The sequence below is a fragment of the Bradyrhizobium sp. genome, from assembly GCF_047605465.1.
Classification (GTDB): Bacteria; Pseudomonadota; Alphaproteobacteria; order Rhizobiales; family Xanthobacteraceae; genus Bradyrhizobium.
In genome coordinates this window covers 1-23,256 of the sequence record NZ_JASGFS010000085.1, presented here as the reverse complement: position 1 = coordinate 23,256, position 23,256 = coordinate 1, and the positions used below count along the sequence as shown (strand labels likewise).

Genomic DNA, 23,256 nt, shown 5'->3' with positions numbered 1-23,256 from the left:
GCTGATCGCCGACGAGCCGACCACCGCGCTCGACGTCACCACGCAGAAGCAGATCCTGACGCTGATCCGCGACCTCCAGCGCGATCACGGCACTGCCGTTCTGTTCATCACCCACGACATGGGCGTGGTGGCCGAGATCGCAGATCGCGTCGCGGTGATGCGGCAGGGCCGGCTGGTCGAGACCGGCCCGCTGGATTCGATCCTGCGCAATCCCACGATGGAGTACACCCGCAACCTGCTCGCCTCGGTGCCGAGCCTGGTGCCGCGCCCGGCACGTGAGGAGAGCCGCGAGCCGGTGGTTCTGGAAGCCAACGACCTCAGCAAGGTCTATCGCGAGCGCACGTTCTTCGGCACGGGACGCGAGGTCGTCGCCGCCGACAAGGTGACCCTGACGCTGCGCAAGGGCCGCACGCTCGGCATCGTCGGCGAAAGCGGCTCGGGCAAGTCCACCGTGGCGCGCTGCATCGTCCGCCTGATCGATCCGACCTCGGGCGGCGTGCGCCTTTCGGGACGCGAGATCTCCGACATCTCGCGGCGCCTGCTGCAGCCGCACCGGCAGAAGATCCAGATCGTGTTCCAGGATCCCTACCGCTCGCTCAATCCCCGCATCACGGTCGGCGAGAGCATCGCGGAAGGTCCGATCAACTACGGCGTTTCACACACAGATGCACTCAAGCGGGCCCGCGAATTGCTGGAACTGGTGGGCCTGCCCGCCGACGCCGTGTCGCGCTATCCGCATCAGTTCTCCGGCGGCCAGCGCCAGCGCATCGCGATCGCCCGCGCGCTCGCGCTCGATCCCGACGTGCTCGTGGCCGACGAGGCGGTCTCGGCACTCGACGTCTCCGTGCAGGCGCAGGTGCTGGAACTGCTCGACGAGATCCAGAAGCGGCTCGGCATCGCGATCCTGTTCATCACCCACGATCTCCGCGTGGCAGCCCAGATCTGCGACGAGGTGGTGGTGATGCAGCACGGCCGCGTCGTCGAACAGGGCCCTGCCGCCGAAGTGCTGACGCATCCGAAGGAAGCCTATACCAGGTCCCTGCTGGACGCCGCTCCCGGCCGCAACTGGGACTTCGCCAATTTCCGGCCGGTGTCCGAGGGCGTGGCGGCGAGCGCGTAATGCGATCCATCGTCGTCCCGGGGCATCGCGCGGCGATGCGCCCGGAACGACGGCGGGAGTTGGTGCACGCCCACCGCAGCCGCAGCATTCCCAAAACGGCCTGACCCTATGCATGGCGCGACTGCTTCCCACCTTGCTCTCGCCGCAGGGCCAAGGCTAACGTCGAAGGCTAACGTCGCGTCCTCTTTGAATGTTCGGACCAAGTTGATGACACGTATCGCCGTCGGCGGCTTCCTGCACGAGACCAATACCTTCGCTCCGACGAAGGCGACGTTCGCGGACTTCCAGCACGGCGGCGGCTGGCCGGCGATGACGCAGGGCGCCGACGTGCTGAAGGTGATGCGCCGCATCAATGTCGGTCTCGCCGGCTTCGTCGACAGCGCTGAAGCCAACGGCTGGGACCTCATTCCGACGATCGCCTGCGGCGCAAGCCCATCGGCGCATGTCACGAGGGACGCCTTCGAGCGCATCGTGAAGGTCATGGTCGAGGGCATCGAAGCGGCAGGCCCGCTCGATGCGGTCTATCTCGATCTTCACGGCGCGATGGTGACCGAGCATCTCGACGACGGCGAAGGCGAGATCCTGGCCCGCGTGCGCCGTGTCATCGGCAAGGACATCCCGCTGGTCGCGAGCCTCGACCTGCACGCCAACGTCACGCCCGAAATGATGGAACATGCGGACGCGCTGATCGCCTACCGCACCTATCCCCACATCGACATGGCCGAGACGGGCCGCGCCTCCGCGCGACATCTCGCGCTCCTCCTGAAAACGAAGCAGCGCTTTGCGAAAGCGTTCAGGCAACTGCCGTTCCTGATCGCGATCAGCTGGCAATGCACGAACGATTATCACACCAAGGGCATCTACGAAGAGCTCGCCACGTTGGAGAGCGATGCGGTCCCGACGCTCTCTTTCGCACCGGGCTTCCCCGCCGCCGATTTCCGTGACTGCGGGCCGAGCGTGTTCGCCTACGGCAAGACCCAGGCGGACGCCGACGCCGCGGCGGACGCGATCGTGAAGCTGATCGAAAGCCATGAGGACGATTTCGACGGCAAGATCTGGTCGCCCGACGACGGTGTGCGCCACGCCATGGAACTCGCCAGGGGCGCGAGCAAGCCGATCATCATCGCCGACACCCAGGACAATCCGGGCGCGGGCGGCGATTCCGACACCACCGGCATGCTGCGCGCGCTGGTGCGCAACAAGGCCAGCGCCGCGACCGGCGCGATCTACGATCCCGAGTCGGCCAAGGCCGCGCACGCGGCCGGTGTCGGCGCGACCGTGACGCTCGCGCTCGGCGGAAAGTCCGGCATTCCCGGCGACGAACCCTATCGCGAGACCTTCGTCGTCGAGACGCTTTCCGACGGCCGCTTCGTCGCGCCGGGCCCCTATTACGGCGGCCGCGAGATGGAGATGGGACCCTCCGCGTGCCTGCGCATCGGCGACGTCCGCGTCGTCGTCTCCTCTCACAAGGCACAACTCGCCGACCAGGCGATGTACCGCTATGTCGGCATCGAACCGACCGCGCAGAAGATCCTGGTCAACAAGAGCTCGGTGCACTTCCGCGCCGATTTCGAGCCGATCGCGGAAAAGCTGATGATCTGCGCCGCGCCCGGCGCGATGCCGGCCGACACCGCCACCCTGCCCTGGACGCGCCTGCGCCCGGGCATCCGCATCAAGCCGAACGGCCCCGCTTTCACTCCCTCCTCACGCTAACCGGACAGGACACATGCCCACGATCGATCGCATCGACGGCTACGCCGACGAACTCACCGCCATTCGCCGCGACCTCCACGCCCATCCCGAGATCGGCTTCGAGGAAGTGCGTACCTCCGGCATCGTCGCGGACAAGCTGAAGAGCTGGGGCATCGAGGTGCATCGCGGCCTCGGCGGCACCGGCGTCATCGGCGTCATCAAGGGCAAAGGTTCCGGCAGCAAGCGCATCGGCCTGCGTGCCGACATGGATGCGCTGCCGATGGAAGAGAACACCAATCTGAAATGGAGTTCGAAAATCCCCGGCCGCTTCCACGGCTGCGGCCATGACGGCCACACCACCATGCTGCTCGGCACCGCGCGCTATCTCGCCGAGACCCGGAACTTCGACGGCACAGTGCACCTGATCTTCCAGCCAGCCGAGGAAGGCCTCGGCGGCGCGCGCGCCATGATCAAGGATGGCCTGTTCGAGAAATTCCCCTGCGACGAACTCTACGGCCTGCACAACGCGCCCGATCTCAATCTCGGCGAGATCTCGATCCTTCCGGGCCCGGCCATGGCCAGCGCCGACTTCTTCGATCTTCGCATCACCGGCTACGGCGCGCACGGCGCCATGCCGGAGCGCTCCAAGGACGCCGTGATCATCGCGACCACGCTGGCGCAGGCGATCCAGACCATCGTCAGCCGCAACGTCGAGCCGCTCCAGGCGGCCGTCGTGTCGATCACCCAGATCCATGCAGGCTCCGCCTACAACGTCATTCCCGGCGATGCGCATCTTTGCGGCACCATCCGCACCTTCTCCAAGGAAGTCCGCACGCTGGTCAGCGAACGCATCCGCACGATCTGCGCCGGCATCGCCAGCGCCTATCAATGCGTGATCGACGTCGACATCCGCGATACTTTCAACGTGCTGGTCAACCAGGCCGAGCAGTCCAAGGTGGTCGAAGACGTCGCACGCACCATCGTCGATCCCGCCAAGGTGATTACCCGGACCCAGCCGAAGATGGGCAGCGAGGACTTCGCCGACATGCTGGAGACCATTCCAGGCGCCTATTTCTGGGTCGGCCATGACGGCTCGGTGCCCGTGCACAATCCCGGCTACGTGCTCGACGACAAGATCCTGCCGATCGGTGCGAGCATGTTCGCCCGGATCATCGAAACGCGCATGCCGGTAGGTTAGCAATGCATAAAAAGAGTGCCGAAGAGGCGGTCACCTCGCTGCACGATCTGTCCGCGGTCGATCTGATCGCGGGCTACCGGGCCAAGCAGTTCTCGCCGAGCGAGGTGCTGGAAGACGTGCTCGAGCACGTCGCTGCGTGGGAACCGCACCTGAAGGCGCTCTATGCGTTCGATCCCGACGCCGCGCACGAGGCCGCAAAGGCCTCGACCGCGCGCTGGTCCGGGGGCGAACCGTCCGGTCCGCTCGACGGCGTACCGGTGACCGTCAAGGACAACATCGCGACCAAGGGCGTACCCGTCCCGCTCGGTGCGGCCAGCGTCAAGCTCGTCCCGGCCGAGAAGGATGCGCCGCCCGCCGCGCGGCTGCGCGAGGCCGGCGCGATCATCTTCGCCAAGACCACCATGCCCGACTACGGCATGCTGTCCTCGGGGCTCTCCAGCTTCCATGCGCTGGCGCGCAATCCCTGGGACCTCTCCAAGAATCCCGGCGGCTCCAGCGCGGGCGCAGGTGCTGCCGCGGCAGCAGGCTACGGCCCCCTGCATCTCGGCACCGATATCGGCGGCTCGGTGCGCCTGCCTGCGGGCTGGTGCGGCCTCGTCGGCCTGAAGCCGAGCTTCGGCCGCGTACCGATCGATCCGACCTATGTCGGACGCGTTGCCGGGCCGATGACGCGCACGGTCGATGATTGCGCGCTGATGATGAGCGTGATCGCAAAGCCCGACCGTCGCGACGGCATGAGCCTGCCGACCGAGCCCCTCAACTGGAAGACGCTGGAAAAGTCCCCGCGCAAGCTGCGCATCGGCCTGATGCTCGACGCTGGCGTCGGCCAGCCGCTGGAGAAGCCGGTGCGGGAAGTTGCGGTCAAGGCCGCAAAGGCGTTCGAATCCGCCGGTGCCGTCATCACCGAGGTCGACGGCATCCTGACCCGCGAGATGCTCGACGGCCTCGACAATTTCTGGCGCGCGCGGATGTGGGACGACCTGTCCAGGCTGACGCCGGCCGAACAGGGCAAGGTGCTGCCCTACATCTTCAAATGGGGCGAGTCCGGCGCGAAGCTGTCGGGGATCGAGGTGATCCGCGGCTTCAACCAGACCATGGCGATCCGCGCGGTCGCGGCAAGGCTGTTCTGCGAGCTCGACTACGTGATTTCGCCGACGGCCCCGAACGTGAACTATCCGGCGGAATGGGCCTCACCGCTCAACGATCCGATGAAGCCCTTTGAGCACATCGCCTATACCGTGCCGTGGAATATGTCGGAGAACCCTGCGGTCTCCATCAATGGCGGCTTCGACACCAAGGGCTTTCCCATCGGTGTGCAGATCGTCGGGCGCCGCTTCGACGATATCGGCGTGCTGGGCATGGCCAAGGCCTTCGAGGGCCTGCGCGGCCCGCAACGGGCCTGGCCCAGCCCACCGGCGCATTGAGCCGTTCAAAATCGACTGACTGCGACATGGCCGGGCTTGCCCCGGCCATTGTCGTTTGATTACTCAGGAGCGAGGCCATGCCCAGTCCGCGCAAGACGGATGGTGGCGTGCATGCATGACGTCTTCTCAAGACTGCGTTCAAGAAGGAAGGAAACCACCATGGCGTATGAGACGATCAAATACGAGGTCGCCGAGCAGATCCTCACCATCACGCTGAACCGGCCCGACAAGCTCAACGCCTTCAACGCGCAGATGCAGGCCGAGCTGATCGACGCCTTCGATGCCGCCGACAAGGACGACAATGTCCGCGCCGTCATCGTCACCGGCGCCGGCCGCGGTTTTTGCGCCGGCGCCGATCTGTCGTCGGGCGCCGACACCTTCGACCGCGATGCGCGGCGTGGACCGGTGAAGCGGTTCGCGGACGGCAAGGTCGACTACAGCGATCCGCAGGTGCGCGACGGCGGCGGTCAGGTCACGCTGCGGATCTTCAAATGCCTGAAGCCCGTGATCGCCGCGGTGAACGGGCCCGCCGTCGGCATCGGCGTCACCATGCAGCTCGCCATGGATATCCGCATCGCGTCGGAAGCCGCGCGCTTCGGCTTCGTGTTCTCCCAGCGCGGCATCGTGCCCGAGGCCGCCTCGAGCTGGTTCCTGCCGCGCATCGTCGGCATCTCGCAGGCACTGGAATGGTGCTACTCCGGCCGCGTCTTCCCGGCGCAAGAGGCCCTCGCCGGCCGCCTCGTCAGCAAGGTCGTGCCGCCGGATGACCTGTTGCCGACGGCGCGCGCGCTCGCGAAGGAATTCGCCGCCAAGACCGCGCCGGTCTCGGTCGCGCTGATCCGCCAGATGATGTGGCGCATGATGGGCGCGGACGACCCGATGGAGGCCCACAAGGTCGACAGCCGCGGCATCTACGCCCGCGGACGCTCCGACGATGTCAAGGAGGGCGTGGTGTCGTTCCTGGAGAAGCGCCCGGCGCAGTTCAAGAACAAGGTCTCGACGGACATGCCGGACTATTTCCCGTGGTGGACGGAACGGGAGTACAAATAGTCACGGTTATTCCGGGGCCCGCGAAGCGAGAACCCGGAATTTCGAAATTCTCCGGCGCGCCGCTGCGCGCCAGAGCTCGCCCTTAGGGCGCCCCGGAATGACGGCGGTGCGGATCACTCCATCACCAGTGCCACCCGCCCGATCGCCTTGCGGTCGATCAGCAATCGCATCGCCTTCGCGTAATCCCCAAGCGGCAGGCGATGCGAGACATTGGGGCGTAGCTTGCCCTCCTCCGCCCATTGCAGCAGGGCCTTGAGCCGGACCTCGCCGAGCGCGGGATTTTTCCGTACCGCTTCGCCCGCGCGCACGCCGAGCACGCTGGCGCCCTTGATCAGCAGCAGATTGGTCCTGGCCGAGCCGATGCCGCCGGTGAATCCGATCACCAGCAGCCGCGCGCCCCAGGCGATGCATCGCATCGAGTCTTCGAAGACCTGCCCGCCGACGGGATCGAACACGACGTCGGCGCCCCGACCATCGGTGATGCGCTTCACGGCATCCCGGAAAGGCTCGCGATCATACCGCACGAGATGATCGGCGCCGCGCGCCCTGGCGATGGCGAGCTTCTCGTCGCTGGAGGCGGTCGCAATCACGGTCGCGCCCAGCATCTTGCCGATCTCGACGGCCGCCAATCCAACGCCGCCGCCTGCGCCATGCACGAGCAGCACCTCGCCCGGCTCGAGCCGGCCGCGGTCGATCAGCGCATGATAGGCGGTGCCGTGGCCGGCGAGATAGGTCGCTCCTTCCGCGTAGTCGAACGTCGACGGCAGCGGCGTGAGCTGCGACGGCGTCACCACGGCTTCGTCCGTGAAGGCGCCGTGCCGCATCTTCACGATCACCTTGTCGCCGACGGCAACGCCGCTCACCTCCGGCCCCATTTCGGTGACGTCGCCCGCGGCTTCCATGCCGGGCGTGAACGGCAGCTCCGGCTTGAGCTGGTATTCGCCCGCCGCCATCAGCACGTCGGGAAAGTTGAGCCCGGCGGCGCGGATCGCGACGCGGACCTCGCCGGGTTTCAGGGGACGCGACGGAAACTCTTCGAGCCGCAGCGTTTCGGGTGCGCCGAGCGCGCGGCAGACGACAGCCCGCACCATCAGGCCGCGCTCGCCTTGGCGCGCGAGAGCGCTTCGCGGATCAGCGGCAGGCGGTCATTGCCGAAATACATGTCGGTCTTGCCGACGAAGATCGTCGGCGAGCCGAAGCCGCCGCGCGCAACGACTTCCTCGGTGTTGGTCTTGAGCTGGTCCTTGATGCCCTGCTCGGAGATGCCCGCAAAGAATTTCTGCTCGTCGAGGCCGACCTTCCTGCAGATCTCGGCAAGCACCGTGTCCTGCGAAATGTCCTTGTCGTCGCCCCAATAGGCCTCGAACACGGCTGTGGCGAACGGCACCATGTCCTTGCCGAGCAGGATGCAGCCGCGCATGGCCTTCACGCTGTTCACCGGAAACACCGTTGGCGGCATCTTGATCGCGAGGCCGGCCGACCTCGCCCAGTCCTGCAGGTCCTTCTTCATGTAACGCGCCTTCAGCGGCACCGGCTTCTCCCGTTGCGCGTAGACGCTCGGATTGACCGTGTTGAAGATGCCGCCGACCAGGATCGGTCGCCAGATGATCTCGACGCCGAGCTCCCTGGCCAACGGCTGGATGTTGTGGAAGGCGAGATAGGTCCAGGGGCTGGAACAGTCGAAGAAGAATTCGATCATGGCGTTTTCCTTTACTGACGGACCTTGTCCTGAAGAGGCCGCATTGCGGCCGTCGCGGAAGATGGCCACAGGTGAAAGTCGGGCCTTCATGGTTCGAGACGCGCCTGCAGCGATCCTCACCACGAGGAGTGAGTTCACTTCTTTCCCAGCAACTCCTTGGCACGCTGGCCGAACATGATCTTGCGTGATTCCTCGTCGAACGGCTCCTTCACGAACTTGCCGATCGCAAGCCCCGCTTGCACCTGCGGCCTTGCGCGGACCTCGGCGTACCAGCGCTTCACGTTCGGATAGTCGTCGAGCGTGAAACCCTGCGCCTTGTGGGTCACGGTCCAGGGGAAACAGGCGATGTCGGCGATGGAATAATCACCGGCGACATAGGCGCCAGTGTTGCCGAGCTGACGGTCGAGCACACCGTAGAGCCGCGCGGCCTCGTCGCGGTAGCGCTGGATCGCGTAAGGAATCTTTTCCGCAGCATAGAGCGCGAAATGCCCGTGCTGGCCCAGCATCGGCCCGAGCCCCGCCATCTGCCACATCACCCACTGGATGGTCGTGGAGCGGCCGCGCAGGTCCGGCGGCAGGAAGCGCCCGGTCTTCTCCGCCAGATAGATCAGGATCGCGCCGGTCTCGAAAGCCGAGAATGGCGCACCGCCATCGGCGGGTTCGTGATCGACGATCGCGGGAATGCGGTTGTTCGGGGAGATCGCGAGAAATTCGGGGCTGAACTGCTCGCCGGCGCGGATGTTGACGGGCTTCACCGTGTAGGGAAGCCCGAGTTCCTCCAGCATGATCGAGATTTTCCAGCCGTTCGGCGTCGGCGCGTAATAGAGGTCGATCATCGCCTTCCCTGTCGATGCCGCCAGCTCGCATGACGACTTTTGTTGTTCTGTACCTCGACGTTAGGACATGGCAGGAAGGGGCGCAACACAACCTGCCGAGAAAGCCGCCATGCTGTTTCCAACCACGATCGCCGGCTCCCTGCCGAAGCCCGAATGGCTCGCCGAGCCGAACATGCTCTGGGCCCCCTGGAAGTCGGAAGGCGAGGCGCTTGTCCGCGCCAAGCGCGATGCGACGATGCTTGCCGTGAAAGTCCAGGAGGACGCCGGCATCGACATCGTCACCGAAGGCGAGCAGGCCAGGCAGCATTTCGTGCACGGCTTTCTCGAGAAGATCGAGGGCATCGACTTCGCGCACAAGGTCGAGATGGGCATCCGCAAGGATCGCTACAAGGCGATGGTGCCGCAGGTGGTCGCGCCGCTACGGCTCAAGGGCCGCGTTCATGCCGACGAGGCGCGCGTCGCGCGCACCCATACCGGGAAGAAGCTGAAATTCACCCTGCCCGGCCCGATGACCATCATCGACACGATTGCCGACCGCTATTACGGCGACCGCGTCAAGATGGCCTTCGCCTTCGCCGAGCTGTTGAACGAGGAAGCGAGGGCGCTCCAGGCCGACGGCGTCGATGTCGTGCAGTTCGACGAGCCCGCCTTCAACGTCTACATGGACGAGGTCAACGACTGGGGGATCAAGGCTCTCGAGCGCGCGGCGGAGGGGCTGACCTGCACCACCGCCGTGCACATCTGCTACGGATACGGCATCAAGGCCAATACCGACTGGAAGGAGACGCTCGGCACGCAATGGCGTCAGTACGAGCAGATCTTTCCCGCGATCGATGCCAGCGCGATCCAGCAGGTCGCGATCGAATGCCGCAACTCGAAAGTGCCGCTCGACCTGCTCGCGCTGCTCAAGAACAAGATCGTCCAGGCCGGCGTGATCGACGTCGCCAGCGACACGGTCGAGACGGCCGAGGACGTCGTGAAGGTGATCGATGCCGTGTCGAAATTCGTGCCCAGGAGCAACATCGTCGCCACCACCAATTGCGGCATGGCGCCGATGCGGCGGGAGATCGCCGAAGCCAAGCTGATGGCGCTTGGCGCCGGCGCCGCCCTGGCGCGCGAAAAGCTGGGATGATCGCATTGATCCGGACGGCCCTCTTCATCGCGGCATTCGCGGCGGTTGCATCCTCGGCCCGCGCCGAGGATCGCTCGGTGCTTCTCAATTGCAAGGCAATGGTGGAGCGCGCGGAGAAGGACGCCGGCAGCGCCAGCGAGGCCGATCTCGCCCGCTGCCGCCAGGTCATCCGGGAATGGGCGCTGCGCGACGCGCGGACGACGGTCGACGAACAGGGGCGGCCGCTGCGCTGAACCCTCTTCGAGCGACGTGGATACCGGTTCACTAACGAAACGCGCAGAAATCTAGAGCCGCGCAGTCTGGTGCAGCACGGGAGTGTAGCCGGCGTTCAGGGTGCGGAGCGTCGACGGCGGCGTCAGAAGCGTTGCTTCGCCAAGCTGACGCTCGACCGCGGCATAACCCGCCGCCGACCAGAGGAACGTGCGCCCTCGCATCAGCAGGAAACTCTCCTCGCCCTGCTGCAGCATCGCCCCGTCCGGCAGCTGGTCCAGCGGCACCATCAACACATGCAACCGCTTCCTGCCGTGATCGAGCCGCTCGTGATGCAGCACCGTGTCGATGTCGTGCATGCGGACGTCATGCACGCGGTTGCCCTTCTCCCAGGACTCCCGGAATCGATTGGCATCGTCGCGGCGGCAGTAGAAGCAGGGTCGGTGCCCCGCCGCCAGCGCAGTAGCCTCGTCCAGGAAGAACAGTTCGGTCCAGCTCTGCGTCGCCATCACCTCGCGACGACGGCCGCGGAATTCGCAGGTGCAGGTGAGCCATGCCGGCGACGACCAGCGCTTCCTGAGCAGCGTCCTCGTCGCGGGATCATGGATGATGCCGCGGTTGCCGGTGAACATGCCGCGATGTGGCGTGGAAATGATGTCGCCGGTCGGTGTCACGCGGTTTTGCAGGGGCATGGCCACCTCCAACCGTCATTGCGAGCGAAGCGAAGCAATCCAGAGAGTTGTCTGCCGAGATAGCCTGGAGTACTTCGCTGCGCGCGCGATGACGGTGATAACTACCCCGCCCCATCGCGCAGCGGCGGGTGGTATGACAGCGCGGTGTCCCACGGAAAGAAGATCCAGGTGTCCTGCGAGACTTCCGTGATGAAGGTGTCGACCAGCGGGCGTCCCTTGGGCTTGGCGTAGACGGTGGCGAAATGCGCGTCCGGCAGCATCTGGCGCACCAGCCTGCCGGTCTTGCCGGTGTCGACGAGGTCGTCGACGATCAGAAGCCCCTTGCCGGTGCCGCCCCCGAGCTTCAGTGCCGAGTCGGAAATGCCCTTGAGCACCTGCAACTCGCCCTGCTTGTCGTGATCGTAGCTGGCGATGCAGACCGTATCGATCACCCGCACGCCGAGCTCGCGCGCGACGATCGCCGCAGGCACGAGGCCGCCGCGGGTGATCGCGATGACGGCGTGGAAGGGGCCGACTTCGTTCAGCCGCCAGGTCAGCGCCCGGCAGTCCCGATGGAACTGGTCCCATGACACCGGAAAGGCCTTGCCGGCCCGCTCCTGCGCGCTCAGTTCCGGTGCTTCACCAGCCATTATCGTCTCCTGCCAATCGTCTGCCGGCAGAGTCTTTGCTAGCGGGTGATGTTCAATCCCGCCAGCATTTCCTTCACCGCGGCCATCGCGGCCGCCAGCTTGTCGGCATCGCGCGAGCGCACCACCAGATTGGTGTTGGGCTTCTGCTCCTCATCCATGAAGGGATAGCTGCCGATGATGGTATCGGGATGAGCGGCGGCGATCGCCCGCAGCGGACTGCCGATGTCACCTTCCCGCGCATTCGCGCGGACCGATTCGGACAGCATGCGCACGCCGGATTTCAGCTTGGGCGACACGATGTCCATCATCGCCTGCATGATCGACGGCACGCCCGCCATCACGATGACATTGCCGATCTTGAAGCCGGGGGCGAGGATGGTCGCACTCTGGATCAGCTCGGCGCCGTCCGGGATGCGGGCCATGCGCAGGCGGGCCTCGTTGAGGTCCTGCTCGCTCCAACGCTCACGGAAGCGGGCCACCACCTCCGGATGATGGTCGATGCCGACGCCGAACGCCTTGGCGACGCTGTCGGCGGTGATGTCGTCATGGGTCGGGCCGATCCCGCCGGTGGTGAAGACATAAGTGTAGCGGTGCCGCAGCGCATTCAGGGCGGCGATGATGTCGTCCTCGTCATCGGAGACGACCCGGACTTCCTTGAGGTCGATGCCGATATTGGTCAAGTATTCGGCGATGAAGCCGATATTCTTGTCCTTGGTCCGGCCGGACAGGATTTCATCCCCGATGACCAGAATACCCGCCGTGACGATCTCGCTCATAACTTAAGTCCCTCACCTGTCGCGCCGACTTTGCCGAGGTAACGCGTTGAAGTCACGCGGTTTTGCTGACGAAATAAGCAGTCCTCCGCCATTTTTTCAGGCAAGCCGCCCGCCGTCCCCGACAAATCCTGCCGGACCATGCTTATCGCGCTGGCCCGGCCCTTGCTACCACCCCGGGAAGTCATGCACTCTTGTCGCATGGCCACGGGACGTTGCGGTCTTCACCAAGGCCCATGCGACCTGACCAAGTGCGCAACGCCTGGGGAGAGCAGTCGGGATCTATGGCAGTCGCGTTTGACGAAATGAACATTCCCGGCGGGGACCTTCGCCCCGCCTATCAGGAGCTGGCGCGCTGGCTGAAGGAGACGCCTCCCGAGGCGCTCGAATATCGCCGCCAGGAGGCCGAGCTCCTGTTCCGCCGCATCGGCATCACCTTCGCCGTTTACGGCGATTCCGAGTCCACCGAGCGCCTGATCCCCTTCGACGTGATCCCGCGGATCATGTCCGGCAAGGAATGGGCGCTGCTGGAAAAGGGACTGAAGCAGCGCGTGCGCGCGCTCAACATGTTCCTGCGCGACATCTATCACGGCCGCGACATCCTGCGCGCCGAGATCGTGCCCGACGACCTGATTTTCCAGAACCCGGTCTTCCGCCCCGAGATGAACGGCCAGCAGGTGCCGCACGACGTCTACGTGCACATCGCCGGCATCGACATCGTCCGGGTCGACGCCGAGGACTTCATCGTCCTGGAGGACAATGCGCGCACGCCCTCGGGCGTGTCTTACATGCTGGAAAACCGCGAGATCATGATGCGGCTGTTTCCGGACCTGTTCGCCCGCCACAAGGTGGCGCCGGTCGAGCGCTATCCGGATGAGCTGCTGGCCGCCCTGCGCTCGGTCGCGCCGCATAGCGCCTCCAGCGAGCCGACCGTCGCGCTGCTCACGCCCGGCGTCTACAACTCCGCCTATTACGAGCACTCCTTCCTCGCCGACAAGCTCGGCATCGAGCTGGTCGAGGGGCGCGATCTCATCGTCAAGAACAACGAAGTGTTCATGCGGACGACGGAGGGGCTGAAACGCGTGGACGTGATCTATCGCCGCGTCGACGACGACTTCCTCGATCCCCTCACCTTCCGTCCCGACTCCGTGCTCGGCGTGCCCGGGCTGATGTCGGCCTACGCGGCCGGCAACATCACGCTCGCCAACGCCGTCGGCACCGGCATCGCCGACGACAAGGCGATCTACTCCTACATGCCGGACATCGTGAAGTTCTATCTCGGCGAGGAGCCGATCCTGAAGAACGTGCCGACCTGGCGCTGCCGCGAGCCGAAGGATCTCGCCTATGTGCTGGACAATCTCGGCGATCTCGTCGTGAAGGAGGTCCACGGCTCCGGCGGCTACGGCATGCTGATCGGTCCCGCCGCGACCAAGGCGACCATCGAAGCGTTCCGCGAGAAGCTCAAGCGCGAGCCGGAAGGCTTCATCGCCCAGCCGACGCTGGCGCTCTCGACCTGCCCGACCTGCACGGCGAGCGGCCTTGCGCCGCGCCACGTCGACCTGCGGCCCTTCGTGCTCACGGGCAGCAAGAGCACGACGATCGTGCCGGGCGGGCTCACCCGCGTGGCCCTGAAGGAAGGCTCCCTGGTGGTGAATTCGAGCCAGGGCGGCGGCACCAAAGACACCTGGATCCTGGACGAGTAGTCAGATGCTGTCGCGCACCGCCGAAAACCTCTATTGGCTCGCCCGCTACGTCGAACGGGCCGAGTACCTCGCGCGCACCATCGATGCGACGCTCCGCGTCACCGCGCTCCCCGCCACCTATGTCGGCAAGACCAACGAATGGGACTCGGCGCTGCTCACCGCCGGCGTCGCCGCGAGCTTCTATCAGACCTATGAGGAAGCCAACGAGCGCAACGTCATCGACTACCTCTCGTTCTCCATGGACAACCCGTCCTCGATCAGGAACTGCATCGAGGCGGCGCGGCTGAACTCACGCTCGGTGCGCACCGCGCTCACCAGCGAGATGTGGGACACCATCAACTCCGCCTGGATCGAGTTGCAGGAGGTCTGGAGCAAGGGCACCTCGACGCGCGAGGACCTCGCCAAGTTCCTGCGCTTCGTGCAGGAGACCTCGCTGCGCTTCGACGGCTCGGCCTACCGCACCATGCTGCGCAACGACGCCTACTGGTTCTCGCGGATGGGCGTTCATCTGGAGCGCGCCGACAACACCGCGCGCATCCTCGACGTGAAGTACCACGTGCTGCTGCCCGAGGAAGAGCATGTCGGCGGCCCGCTCGACTTCTACCAGTGGAGCTCGATCCTGCGCTCGGTCTCGGCGCTGACCGCCTATCACTGGGTCTATCGCGAGACGCTGAAGCCATGGCTGATCGCGGACCTGCTCATCCTCAACGACACGCTGCCGCGCTCGCTGGCGAGCTGCTACGGCAACCTCGTGCGCAATCTCGACCAGATCGGCGTCGCCTATGGCCGCCAGGGCCCGGCCCAGCGCCACGCCCGCGGCATCCGCAACCGGCTTGAGCACAGCAACATGAACGACATCTTCCAGCATGGCGTGCATGAATTCATTCAGGAATTCATCGCGGACAATTCCAGGCTGGGCGAAATCATCACGAAGCAGTATCTGATCTGATGCACACAGTCATTCCGGGGCGCCCGAAGGGCGAACCCGGAATCTCGAGATTCCGGCATCGGTCCTGTAGACCGCCCGGAACGACGGAATCAAACACCATGCGCCTGCGAATCCAGCACACCACGACCTATCGCTACGAGCCGCCGGCCACCAGCGTGATCCAGATCCTGCGCATGACGCCGTGCAGCCATGACGGGCAGTATGTCGCCGAATGGCAAATCGACGTCTCGACCGACACCAAGCTCGACACCCATGAGGACGCGTTCGGCAACGTCACGCACGTGCTGTCCTGCGGGCCGGTCGGCGACATCAAGATCACCGCCGAGGGCCTGATCGAGACCCACGATACCGGCGGCGTGCTGCGCGGCGCCGACGAGCGTTTTCCCGCGGAAATGTTCCTGCGTGCCACCGACCTCACCGGTGTCAATCCCGCGATGGCGGCGGTCGCGCGGCAATTGCGCAGCGAGTCCGAAAGCGACACGCTCGGATTCCTGCACACGCTGATGACGCAGATCAGCGAGCACATGACGTTCGACGAGGATCCGACCAACAGCGGAACCTCGGCCGTCGAGGCATTCACGCTCAAGCGCGGCGTGTGCCAGGACTATGCGCACATCTTCATTGCCTGCGCCCGCACCGGCGGCGTGCCGGCGCGCTTCGTCTCCGGGCACTTCCTGCGCTCCGACGGTGCGGTGCATCAGGATGCCGGTCATGCCTGGGCCGAGGCCTACGTGCCCGATCTCGGCTGGGTGGGGTTCGATCCCGCCAACGCGATCTGCACCACCGATTCCCATGTCCGCGTCGCGATCGGGCTCGACTATCTCGGCGCGGCGCCGGTGCGCGGCACCCGCTATGGCGGCGGCGCCGAAACCTTGTCGGTGGCGGTCAAGGTCGAGCAGGCCGGCCGCGGCCAGTCGCAATCACAGTCGCAGCGTCAAAGCTAGCCGCCACGGGCCGAACGCATCAGGCGTGCTACAATCGCGGGGATCAGACCAGCCCCGCGAGGTACCCCATGGCGACCGTGAAACTGCGTTCGGACGATGAACTCTCCCCCGAGGCGCGCGCCGTTCTCGACGACATCCGCAAGGTCCGGCAGTCGGACTTCGTGAACAATTTCTGGCGCGCGCTGGCGCATGAACCGAAGACGCTGCGGCGGACCTGGGAAAGCATCAAGGAGGTGATGGCGCCGGGCGCGCTCGATCCCAAGGTCAAGGAAATGCTCTACGTCGCGGTCTCGATCGCGCATGGCTGCAGCTACTGCATCCATTCCCACACCGCCGCCGCAAGGGCCAAGGGCATGACCGAGGCTGAGTATGGCGAACTGCTCGCCATCGTCGGCATGGCCGCGGAGACGAACCGGCTGGTCACGGCGCTCGGCGTTCCCGTCGACCCGGCATTCCAGGTCGATCCCGCCGACTGAGGCGGCGGTCGAGTTCGCGGATCAACGGATTCCGGGCTCGCGACGTCGTCGCGCCCGGGAACGACGGCCCTGCCCTCGCAATCGGGGGGTTGGAGCAGCCCCTGAAATTGGCTAGTAATTCCGCGCCAACGCGTTCGGGGACTGGAAATGACCTATTGCTGCGGAATCCTGGTTCGGGACGGTCTGGTGATGATCGCCGACACCCGCACCAATGCCGGCCTCGACAACGTCTCGACCTTCCGCAAGCTGCACATCTTCTCCAAGCCGGGCGACCGCATCATGGCGATCGCCAGCGCGGGCAACCTCGCCATCAGCCAGTCGGTGCTGTCGACCCTCACCGAGGGCCTCGAAGACCCCAACACGGGCGAGCTCGAGACGCTGATGAACGCGCCGACCATGTTCCAGGCCGCCCAGCGCATCGGCCGGGCGATCCGCGCGGTGCACGCGACCGAAGGGCCGGCGCTGAGATCAGAGGACGTGTCCTTCGACGTCTCGTTCCTGTTCGGCGGCCAGATCAAGGGCGCGCGCATGCGCCTGTTCATGGTCTACACCGCCGGCAATTTCATCGAGTGCACCACCGACACGCCCTACCTGCAGATCGGCGAGCACAAATACGGCAAGCCGGTGCTCGATCGCGCCATGCACTACGACGTCGAACTCTACGAGGCGCTGAAGACCGGCCTGATCTCGATGGATTCGACCATGCGCTCCAACCTCGGCGTCGGACTGCCGATCGACGTGCTGGTGGTGCGCAGCGACGCCTGCGATGCCGACCTCAACCACCGCATCGAAGCCGGCGAGCCCTATTTCCACGACCTCCGCTCGCGCTGGTCGGCCGCCTTGCGCGCGGCCCATCAGAACATCCCGCGGCCACCCTACAAGAACGAAAAAGACTCCAAAACCTGACAGCCAGAGAAAAGGCAGGAAACGATGAGTGAAGCGAAAAAGATCGCAGTGGTGACGGGCGCCGGGACGGGCGTCGGGCGCGCGGCATCGCTGGCGCTGATGAACACCGGCTTCACCGTGGTGCTCGCGGGGCGCCGGCTCGACATGCTCGAGGAGACCGCCAAGCTCGGCCCCGCCGGCAAGAGCCTGTGCGTCACCGCCGACATGACCAAGCCGGATTCGATCGCCGCCCTGTTCGCCAAGGTCGCTCAGACCTACGGCCGGCTCGACGTGCTCTTCAACAATGCCGGCATGGGCGCGCCGGCCGTGAACTTCGAGGACCTCAACCTCGAGCAATGGCAGGCGGTCGTGAACACCAACCTCACCGGCCCGTTCCTGTGCACCCAGCACGCCTTCCGCATCATGAAGGACCAGACCCCGCGCGGCGGCCGCATCATCAACAACGGCTCGATCTCGGCGCATGCGCCGCGGCCGTTCTCGGCGGCCTACACCTCGACCAAGCATGCGATCACGGGCCTCACCAAGGCCTCCAACCTCGATGGCCGCATGTATGACATCGCGGTCGGCCAGGTCGATATCGGCAACGCGGCGACCCCGATGACGGACCGCATGGTCAACGGTCCCGGCGTGCTGCAGCCGGACGGCACCGCGAAGCACGAGCCGCGCATGGACGCCAAGGCGGTCGGCGATGCCGTCGCCTACATGGCCGGCCTGCCGCTCGACGCCAACGTGCTGTTCATGACCGTGATGGCGAGCAAGATGCCGTTCGTCGGACGCGGCTGAAGCAAAAACGCGAAAACAACCCCATGCACAGTAGGCGTCAAGAGGCGCCTGCTGCTGCCGGGTGGCAGAGGTGACGCGCGCCAAGGCCCTGCACGGCTTCCGCAATCGCCGCTGCGCGCGCGACGAAGCATCCAGACCGCCGCTCTCGCGCGCCGGACGTGGCGCGGCATGCAATGACGCGCTGCTGAGCCGGGCTTGTCCCACTCCCACATCACCAGCTGCGACATGGGTCCCGGCTCAACGGCGCACCGCTTGCGCGGCGGCACCGCGTCCGGGGCACGGGAGTTTCCCCTACTCCAGCTTCTCCACCTCGCGCAGGCTCGGGAACAGCCTCATCCAGAGCAGCGCCACGGCGATGGTGCAGACGCCGCCGAGCACGGCGGCGGGCATCGCCCCGAACAGCGCCGCGGTCAGCCCGCTCTCGAACTGGCCGAGCTGGTTCGAGGCGTTGATGAAGAGGAAGTTCACCGCACCGACGCGGCCGCGCATCTCGTCGGGCGTTGCGAGCTGGACCAGCGAGAAGCGGATCACCACGCTGATCGTGTCGGCCGCCCCCAGGATCGCGAGCGACAGCACCGACAGCCACATCCACCGCGACAGCGCGAAGACGACGGTGGCGACACCGAACACGATGACGGCCTGGAACATCCGCATGCCGACACGCCGCGAGATCGAGTATCGTGCCAGCACCATCGTCATCAGCAGCGCGCCGACCGCGGGCGCGGCGCGCAGCACGCCGAGACCCACCGGGCCGGCCTGCAGGATGTCGCGGGCATAGATCGGCAGCAGCGCAGTGACGCCGCCGAACAGCACCGCGAACAGGTCGAGCGAGATGGTGCCGAGGATCGCGGGGTTGCTGCGGATGAAGCGAACGCCGGCGTAGACGTTGTCCGCGCTGGAATCCTTGGCGACGGCCTGCGGGCGCGGCCGGATGAAACCGGTCAGGATCATCCCGAGGATCCAGAACACCACCATCACGGTGTAGGCCAGATGCGGCGCGACCGCGTAGGCGAAGCCGCCGAGCGCCGGCCCCGTGATGGTCGCGACCTGGGCCGCCCCGCTGGAGATCGCGGTCGCACGCTGAAGCGATCCCTGCGGCGCGACCAGCGGCAGCAGCGCTGCGGTCGTGGGGCTTTCGAAGGCCCCGGCAATGCCGAGCACGAAGCTGGCGACGAAGATCTGCAGCTCACCGACCGAACCGAAATAGGTGCTGACGGCGAGATAGAGCGCAGTCGCCGCTTCGGCGAGCTGGCAGAGCTGGACGACGCGCTTGCGCTCGTAACGATCCGCAGCGTGGCCTGCGACGAAGACCAGCAGAGCCGTCGGCAGGAATTGCACGAGGCCGACCAGGCCGAGGTCGAACGCCGATCCGGTGAGGTCGTAGATCTGCCAGCCGATCGCAACCGCCGCGATCTGGCTCGAAAAACGTGACAGGCTGCGCGAGACCAGGAAGAACAGGAAGGCGCCGTGGGAGAGCAGCGCACCGGCGCTGAGGGGACCGGCCGATCCCTGCTGCTCTTCGCTCACCTCTTGGCTCACCTTCGGGACCATTCGCATCTGGCGTTGATGGTGCCTCCGGTGGCTGACGCGGACGGTCTTGTCAACAGCAGGAGATTCCGGCGACGCTCCGGCATTGCGTTTGCAACGCACGCGCGGCCATAATCATTGAGGGTTTGGGGACAACATGCTGCGGTTGCAATCGGCACTCGGCATTTTCGCATTGCTGCTGCTCGCCTTCGTGCTGGCGGAGAATCGGCGCGCGGTCTCGCTGCGGCAGGCCGCGATCGGCCTCGTCGTCACCTTCGTCACCGCGATCGTACTCCTGCGGCTTCCCGTCGTCGCGCACGCTTTCGGCATCATCAACGATGCGGTCGGAGCGATTTCCTCGGCGGCGCGCGCCGGTTCCTCCTTCGTCTTCGGTTATGTCGGCGGCGGGCCCCTGCCGTTCGACCTCAAGGTGCCCGGTGCCGATTTCATCCTGGCGTTCCAGGCGCTGCCGATCGTGCTGGTGATGAGCGTGCTGACGACGCTGCTGTTCCATTGGCGGGTGCTGCCGCCGATCGTGCGCGGCATGGCGTGGCTGCTCGAACGCACGCTCGGGGTCGGCGGCGCGGTCGGACTGTCGACCGCCGCCAACATCTTTCTCGGCATGGTCGAGGCACCGCTGTTCGTGCGGCCGTACCTGACGCAGATGACCCGCAGCGAATTGTTTCTGGTGATGACCGGCGGCATGGCCGGCATCGCCGGCACCGTGCTGGTGCTCTACGCGACGCTGCTTGCGCCGCTGATCCCCGACGCAGCCGCGCATTTCGTCATCGCCTCCGTGCTGGGCGCGCCGGCCGCAATCCTCGTCAGCCTGATCATGGTCCCGGAGACGTCCGACAAGCGCACCGGCGGCGCGCTGGAGGATCCCGAGATGGAGGTCTCCGGCACCATGGACGCGATCGTGAAGGGCACGAGCGCAGGCATCGAGCTGCTGATCAACATCGTCGCGATGCTGCTGGTGCTGGTGGCGCTGGTCTATCTCGTGAACGCGATGCTCGGCCTGCTGCCTGATGTCGGCGGCGCCGCGATCTCGTTGCAGCGCCTGCTCGGGCTGGTGATGGCGCCGGTGTGCTGGCTGATGGGACTGCCCTGGGATCAGGCCGTCATCGCCGGCAGCCTGATGGGCACAAAGACCGTGCTCAACGAGCTGATCGCCTATGTCGACTTCGCGAAGCTGCCGCCGGGTGCGCTCGATCCGCGCTCGCGCCTGATCATGCTCTATGCGATGTGCGGCTTCGCCAATTTCGCCAGCCTCGGCATCATGATCGGCGGCCTCGGCGTGATGGCCCCGACCCGGCGCGAGGAGATCAATGCGCTCGGGCTGAAGTCGATCGTGTCGGGGACGCTGACGACGTGCCTGATGGGGGCGATCGTGGGGGTGCTGGCGTAGGCGCTTTCTCCACCGTCATTGCGAGCCGACGGGGCCGCGCAAAGCGCGGCCCGATGACAGGCTCCGCGAAGCAATCCAGAAATGTATGCAAGGAAACAGTCCGGATTACTTCGTCGCGAGCGCTCCTCGCAATGACGGGTAAAGAAGAGGTGGATGCCTCTTCGAACAGCAGGCCTACGCCTTCAATTCCACCGTCTTGAACTCCGCCGGCAGGATAACCTCCAGCAGCTCCACGTCGTCCGAATAGTCCAGGATCATGTGCTTGATCCTCGGCGGCTGGGTCCAGGCGCTGCCTTCCTGCATCAGGGTCTCGCCCTCGCCGTCCATGTAGGTCTTCACCCAGCCCTTGAGCACGTAGACCATCTGGAATTCGATGTCGTGGAAGTGCAGCTTCGACACCTCCTCGGGATTGCAGGGGCCCTGCAGCCGGATCACGTGCGCCTGCGCGAGGCCGTGGGTCGCTGCGGCGATGCCGAGGTCGCGGTATTTCGCGTAGGCACGCAGGCCGTCGGCCTTGAAATCCTCTTCGCGGTGATGACTGACGACGATGCGCTGCTTCGGCCGGATGGATTTCTTCGCAGGCTTGGCGGAAGGCTTGGCTGCGGGTCTGGCGGGCGTGGAGCGCGCCTTCGCCTTCACCGCCTTGCGCGCCGATGATCGCGCCGCGGACTTGTCTGCGCTCCGCTTCTTCACCGCGGTCTGCGCCGCGCTGCGCGATTTCGTTTTCCTGGCCATGGACGGCCTCCCCTGTTGTTATGAGAGGACGCTAGCACAGAATACGAAATCGCAGGGTGGGCAAAGCGAAAGCGTACCCACCGTCGCCAAACGGAATCGCCGAGACATGGTCGGCACGGCGCATGAGCACGCCTCTGCCCCCTTACGGCGCTTGCGCCGTGATCAATTCAGCCGGAACACGCCGTCCACGGCGCGGAGCTCGGCGGGCTTGATCAGCTTGGAGTGCGCGACCGTGACCGAATGCAGCGGACCGTCGAGCTTCTCCTGCCAGAAGGCGAGGAAGTCGGTCAGTGCCGGAAATTTCGGGAACATGTCGTAGTTCTGCCAGACGTAGGTCTGAAGCAGCGAAGGATGGTCCGGCATCCTGTAGAGGATCTGTGCCGTCGTCAGCCCGTAACCCAACAGCTGCTTCCGGAAATCGTCGGAAACCGCCCCAACCCGCAAGCCCATGCCAACCTCCTTTGCAGGAGCGCATATTCAGGGGGTGGCTGGATCGGTGCCCCGGGAGCCACCCGGTGGAGATGCGCTCACATGAGAGAAATGTGACGCAAACTGACAATCCATCTCAAGCCCAAAAGTTTAACAAGCTGTTGAAATTCAATGCGTTAGCAGCAGATGCCATCCCGTGCTAATACGGCCCGCCAGGGGCGGTTAACGATGGTCCGGCGAAACCGCCTATCCGCGCTTCCGGGTACGGATTTTTCTGCTAGAAGCCCTTGCCCCCGCAAAATTCCTGTCCTATTTCAGCCTCGCCCGCGCTAGCACTCGCGGGCGCCGATTGCTAACGACTAAAATCCTCAAATCGTGCAAATGCTTAGGAGAGCTGCATGAAATTCCGTCCGCTTCACGACCGCGTCGTGGTCAAGCGTATCGACGCAGAAGAGAAGACCGCCGGCGGCATCATCATTCCCGACACTGCCAAGGAAAAGCCCTCCCAGGGTGAAGTCGTCGCCGTCGGCCCGGGTGGCCGCGACGAAGCCGGCAAGCTGATCCCGATCGACCTGAAGGTCGGCGACCGCGTGCTGTTCGGCAAGTGGTCCGGTACCGAAGTCAAGATCGACGGCGAAGACCTGCTGATCATGAAGGAAAGCGACATCATGGGCGTTCTCGACGCCCCCGCTTCCAAGAAGAAGGCGGCCTAAGAGCCCCTCTCTCCCTCCCATAAACATCTCAAGGAAAATTCCAGATGGCAGCCAAAGAAGTCAAATTCTCGGTTGAAGCGCGCGACAAGATGCTGCGCGGCGTCGACGTTCTCGCCAACGCGGTGAAGGTCACGCTCGGTCCGAAGGGCCGCAACGTCGTGCTCGACAAGTCGTTCGGCGCTCCCCGCATCACCAAGGACGGCGTCACCGTCGCCAAGGAGATCGAGC

Annotated in this window: 25 protein-coding genes; 16 read left to right on the top strand and 9 right to left on the bottom strand. The window is 65.4% G+C overall.

The genetic code is table 11. The features are described from left to right. From QM712_RS33450 to QM712_RS33430, 5 genes are all read left to right on the top strand, one after another. A partial coding sequence (locus tag QM712_RS33450) for an ATP-binding cassette domain-containing protein (RefSeq protein WP_415027425.1) occupies positions 1–1,120 on the top strand: 1,120 nt, incomplete at its 5' end. 207 nt (positions 1,121–1,327) lie between these two features. Beyond that, complete coding sequence (locus QM712_RS33445) at positions 1,328–2,833, top strand: M81 family metallopeptidase (RefSeq protein ID WP_415027424.1); 1,506 nt, start codon at positions 1,328–1,330, stop codon at positions 2,831–2,833. Between the two features lie 13 nt (positions 2,834–2,846). After that, entirely contained in the window at positions 2,847–4,010 is a 1,164-nt protein-coding gene (locus QM712_RS33440) for a M20 aminoacylase family protein (protein ID WP_415027423.1), read from the top strand. 2 nt (positions 4,011–4,012) lie between these two features. Then, positions 4,013–5,434 carry an amidase gene (locus QM712_RS33435; protein WP_415027422.1) on the top strand — a complete coding sequence of 474 codons (1,422 nt, stop codon included), beginning with the start codon at positions 4,013–4,015 and terminating at the stop codon, positions 5,432–5,434. 159 nt (positions 5,435–5,593) lie between these two features. Beyond that, a complete protein-coding gene (locus tag QM712_RS33430; RefSeq protein ID WP_415027421.1) occupies positions 5,594–6,484 on the top strand; it encodes a crotonase/enoyl-CoA hydratase family protein in 891 nt (296 codons plus the stop codon). A gap of 113 nt (positions 6,485–6,597) precedes the next feature. On the opposite strand, the gene QM712_RS33425 is transcribed toward QM712_RS33430, so the two are convergent. From QM712_RS33425 to QM712_RS33415, 3 genes are all read right to left on the bottom strand, one after another. Then, positions 6,598–7,575, bottom strand: coding sequence for an NADPH:quinone oxidoreductase family protein (locus QM712_RS33425; protein WP_415027420.1), 978 nt, complete (start codon positions 7,573–7,575; stop codon positions 6,598–6,600). Continuing rightward, complete coding sequence (locus tag QM712_RS33420; protein WP_415027419.1) at positions 7,575–8,183, bottom strand: 2-hydroxychromene-2-carboxylate isomerase; 609 nt, start codon at positions 8,181–8,183, stop codon at positions 7,575–7,577. The genes QM712_RS33425 and QM712_RS33420 overlap by 1 nt, the downstream gene beginning before the upstream one ends. A 134-nt stretch (positions 8,184–8,317) precedes the next feature. Then, on the bottom strand, positions 8,318–9,019 hold the full coding sequence (locus QM712_RS33415; RefSeq protein WP_415027418.1) for a glutathione S-transferase N-terminal domain-containing protein: 702 nt from the start codon (positions 9,017–9,019) through the stop codon (positions 8,318–8,320). Between the two features lie 109 nt (positions 9,020–9,128). Here QM712_RS33415 and QM712_RS33410 point away from each other — a divergent pair, with 109 nt between their 5' ends. Together QM712_RS33410 and QM712_RS33405 are read left to right on the top strand one after the other, a co-directional pair. Further along, positions 9,129–10,151, top strand: a complete 1,023-nt coding sequence (locus QM712_RS33410) for a methionine synthase (protein ID WP_415027417.1) — start codon at positions 9,129–9,131, stop codon at positions 10,149–10,151. Then, complete coding sequence (locus QM712_RS33405; protein WP_415027416.1) at positions 10,148–10,384, top strand: hypothetical protein; 237 nt, start codon at positions 10,148–10,150, stop codon at positions 10,382–10,384. Before QM712_RS33410 ends, QM712_RS33405 begins: the two co-directional genes overlap by 4 nt. Positions 10,385–10,435: 51 nt before the next feature. Here the strand turns inward: QM712_RS33405 and QM712_RS33400 are convergent, their stop codons facing one another. From QM712_RS33400 to QM712_RS33390, 3 genes are all read right to left on the bottom strand, one after another. Further along, a complete protein-coding gene (locus QM712_RS33400) occupies positions 10,436–11,053 on the bottom strand; it encodes a hypothetical protein (RefSeq protein WP_415027415.1) in 618 nt (205 codons plus the stop codon). Between the two features lie 101 nt (positions 11,054–11,154). Beyond that, positions 11,155–11,682, bottom strand: a complete 528-nt coding sequence (gpt, locus tag QM712_RS33395) for a xanthine phosphoribosyltransferase (RefSeq protein ID WP_415027414.1) — start codon at positions 11,680–11,682, stop codon at positions 11,155–11,157. A 38-nt stretch (positions 11,683–11,720) separates the two neighbouring features. Further along, positions 11,721–12,458 (bottom strand): competence/damage-inducible protein A, encoded by a 738-nt coding sequence (locus QM712_RS33390; RefSeq protein WP_128951024.1) that lies wholly within the window; start codon positions 12,456–12,458, stop codon positions 11,721–11,723. A 281-nt stretch (positions 12,459–12,739) separates the two neighbouring features. Here QM712_RS33390 and QM712_RS33385 point away from each other — a divergent pair, with 281 nt between their 5' ends. The 6 genes from QM712_RS33385 (at position 12,740) to QM712_RS33360 (ending at position 18,216) form a co-directional block, all read left to right on the top strand. Continuing rightward, the gene (locus QM712_RS33385) at positions 12,740–14,158 is read left to right on the top strand and encodes a circularly permuted type 2 ATP-grasp protein (RefSeq protein WP_415027413.1); all 1,419 of its coding nucleotides are present in this window, start codon (positions 12,740–12,742) and stop codon (positions 14,156–14,158) included. 4 nt (positions 14,159–14,162) lie between these two features. Further along, positions 14,163–15,107 (top strand): alpha-E domain-containing protein, encoded by a 945-nt coding sequence (locus QM712_RS33380; RefSeq protein ID WP_415027412.1) that lies wholly within the window; start codon positions 14,163–14,165, stop codon positions 15,105–15,107. 98 nt (positions 15,108–15,205) lie between these two features. Next, on the top strand, positions 15,206–16,051 hold the full coding sequence (locus tag QM712_RS33375; protein ID WP_415027411.1) for a transglutaminase family protein: 846 nt from the start codon (positions 15,206–15,208) through the stop codon (positions 16,049–16,051). 68 nt (positions 16,052–16,119) lie between these two features. Continuing rightward, positions 16,120–16,527, top strand: a complete 408-nt coding sequence (locus QM712_RS33370) for a carboxymuconolactone decarboxylase family protein (protein ID WP_415027410.1) — start codon at positions 16,120–16,122, stop codon at positions 16,525–16,527. A gap of 147 nt (positions 16,528–16,674) precedes the next feature. Beyond that, positions 16,675–17,433, top strand: coding sequence for a peptidase (locus tag QM712_RS33365; RefSeq protein ID WP_415027409.1), 759 nt, complete (start codon positions 16,675–16,677; stop codon positions 17,431–17,433). A 24-nt stretch (positions 17,434–17,457) separates the two neighbouring features. Continuing rightward, positions 17,458–18,216, top strand: coding sequence for an SDR family oxidoreductase (locus QM712_RS33360; RefSeq protein ID WP_415027408.1), 759 nt, complete (start codon positions 17,458–17,460; stop codon positions 18,214–18,216). A 291-nt stretch (positions 18,217–18,507) separates the two neighbouring features. Here QM712_RS33360 and QM712_RS33355 read toward each other — a convergent pair whose 3' ends face one another. Then, complete coding sequence (locus tag QM712_RS33355) at positions 18,508–19,767, bottom strand: MFS transporter (RefSeq protein ID WP_415027407.1); 1,260 nt, start codon at positions 19,765–19,767, stop codon at positions 18,508–18,510. Between the two features lie 133 nt (positions 19,768–19,900). On the opposite strand from QM712_RS33355, the gene QM712_RS33350 reads away from it, so the two are divergent. Then, complete coding sequence (locus QM712_RS33350) at positions 19,901–21,151, top strand: NupC/NupG family nucleoside CNT transporter (RefSeq protein ID WP_415027406.1); 1,251 nt, start codon at positions 19,901–19,903, stop codon at positions 21,149–21,151. 174 nt (positions 21,152–21,325) lie between these two features. Here the strand turns inward: QM712_RS33350 and QM712_RS33345 are convergent, their stop codons facing one another. After that, entirely contained in the window at positions 21,326–21,886 is a 561-nt protein-coding gene (locus QM712_RS33345) for a cupin domain-containing protein (protein ID WP_415027405.1), read from the bottom strand. Positions 21,887–22,048: 162 nt separating this feature from the next. After that, positions 22,049–22,336 carry an usg protein gene (locus QM712_RS33340; protein ID WP_415027404.1) on the bottom strand — a complete coding sequence of 96 codons (288 nt, stop codon included), beginning with the start codon at positions 22,334–22,336 and terminating at the stop codon, positions 22,049–22,051. 377 nt (positions 22,337–22,713) lie between these two features. Between QM712_RS33340 and groES the strand changes: the two genes are divergently transcribed. Together groES and QM712_RS33330 are read left to right on the top strand one after the other, a co-directional pair. After that, positions 22,714–23,028, top strand: coding sequence for a co-chaperone GroES (gene groES, locus QM712_RS33335; protein WP_415027403.1), 315 nt, complete (start codon positions 22,714–22,716; stop codon positions 23,026–23,028). A 44-nt stretch (positions 23,029–23,072) separates the two neighbouring features. Then, a partial coding sequence (locus QM712_RS33330) for a TCP-1/cpn60 chaperonin family protein (RefSeq protein ID WP_415027402.1) occupies positions 23,073–23,256 on the top strand: 184 nt, incomplete at its 3' end.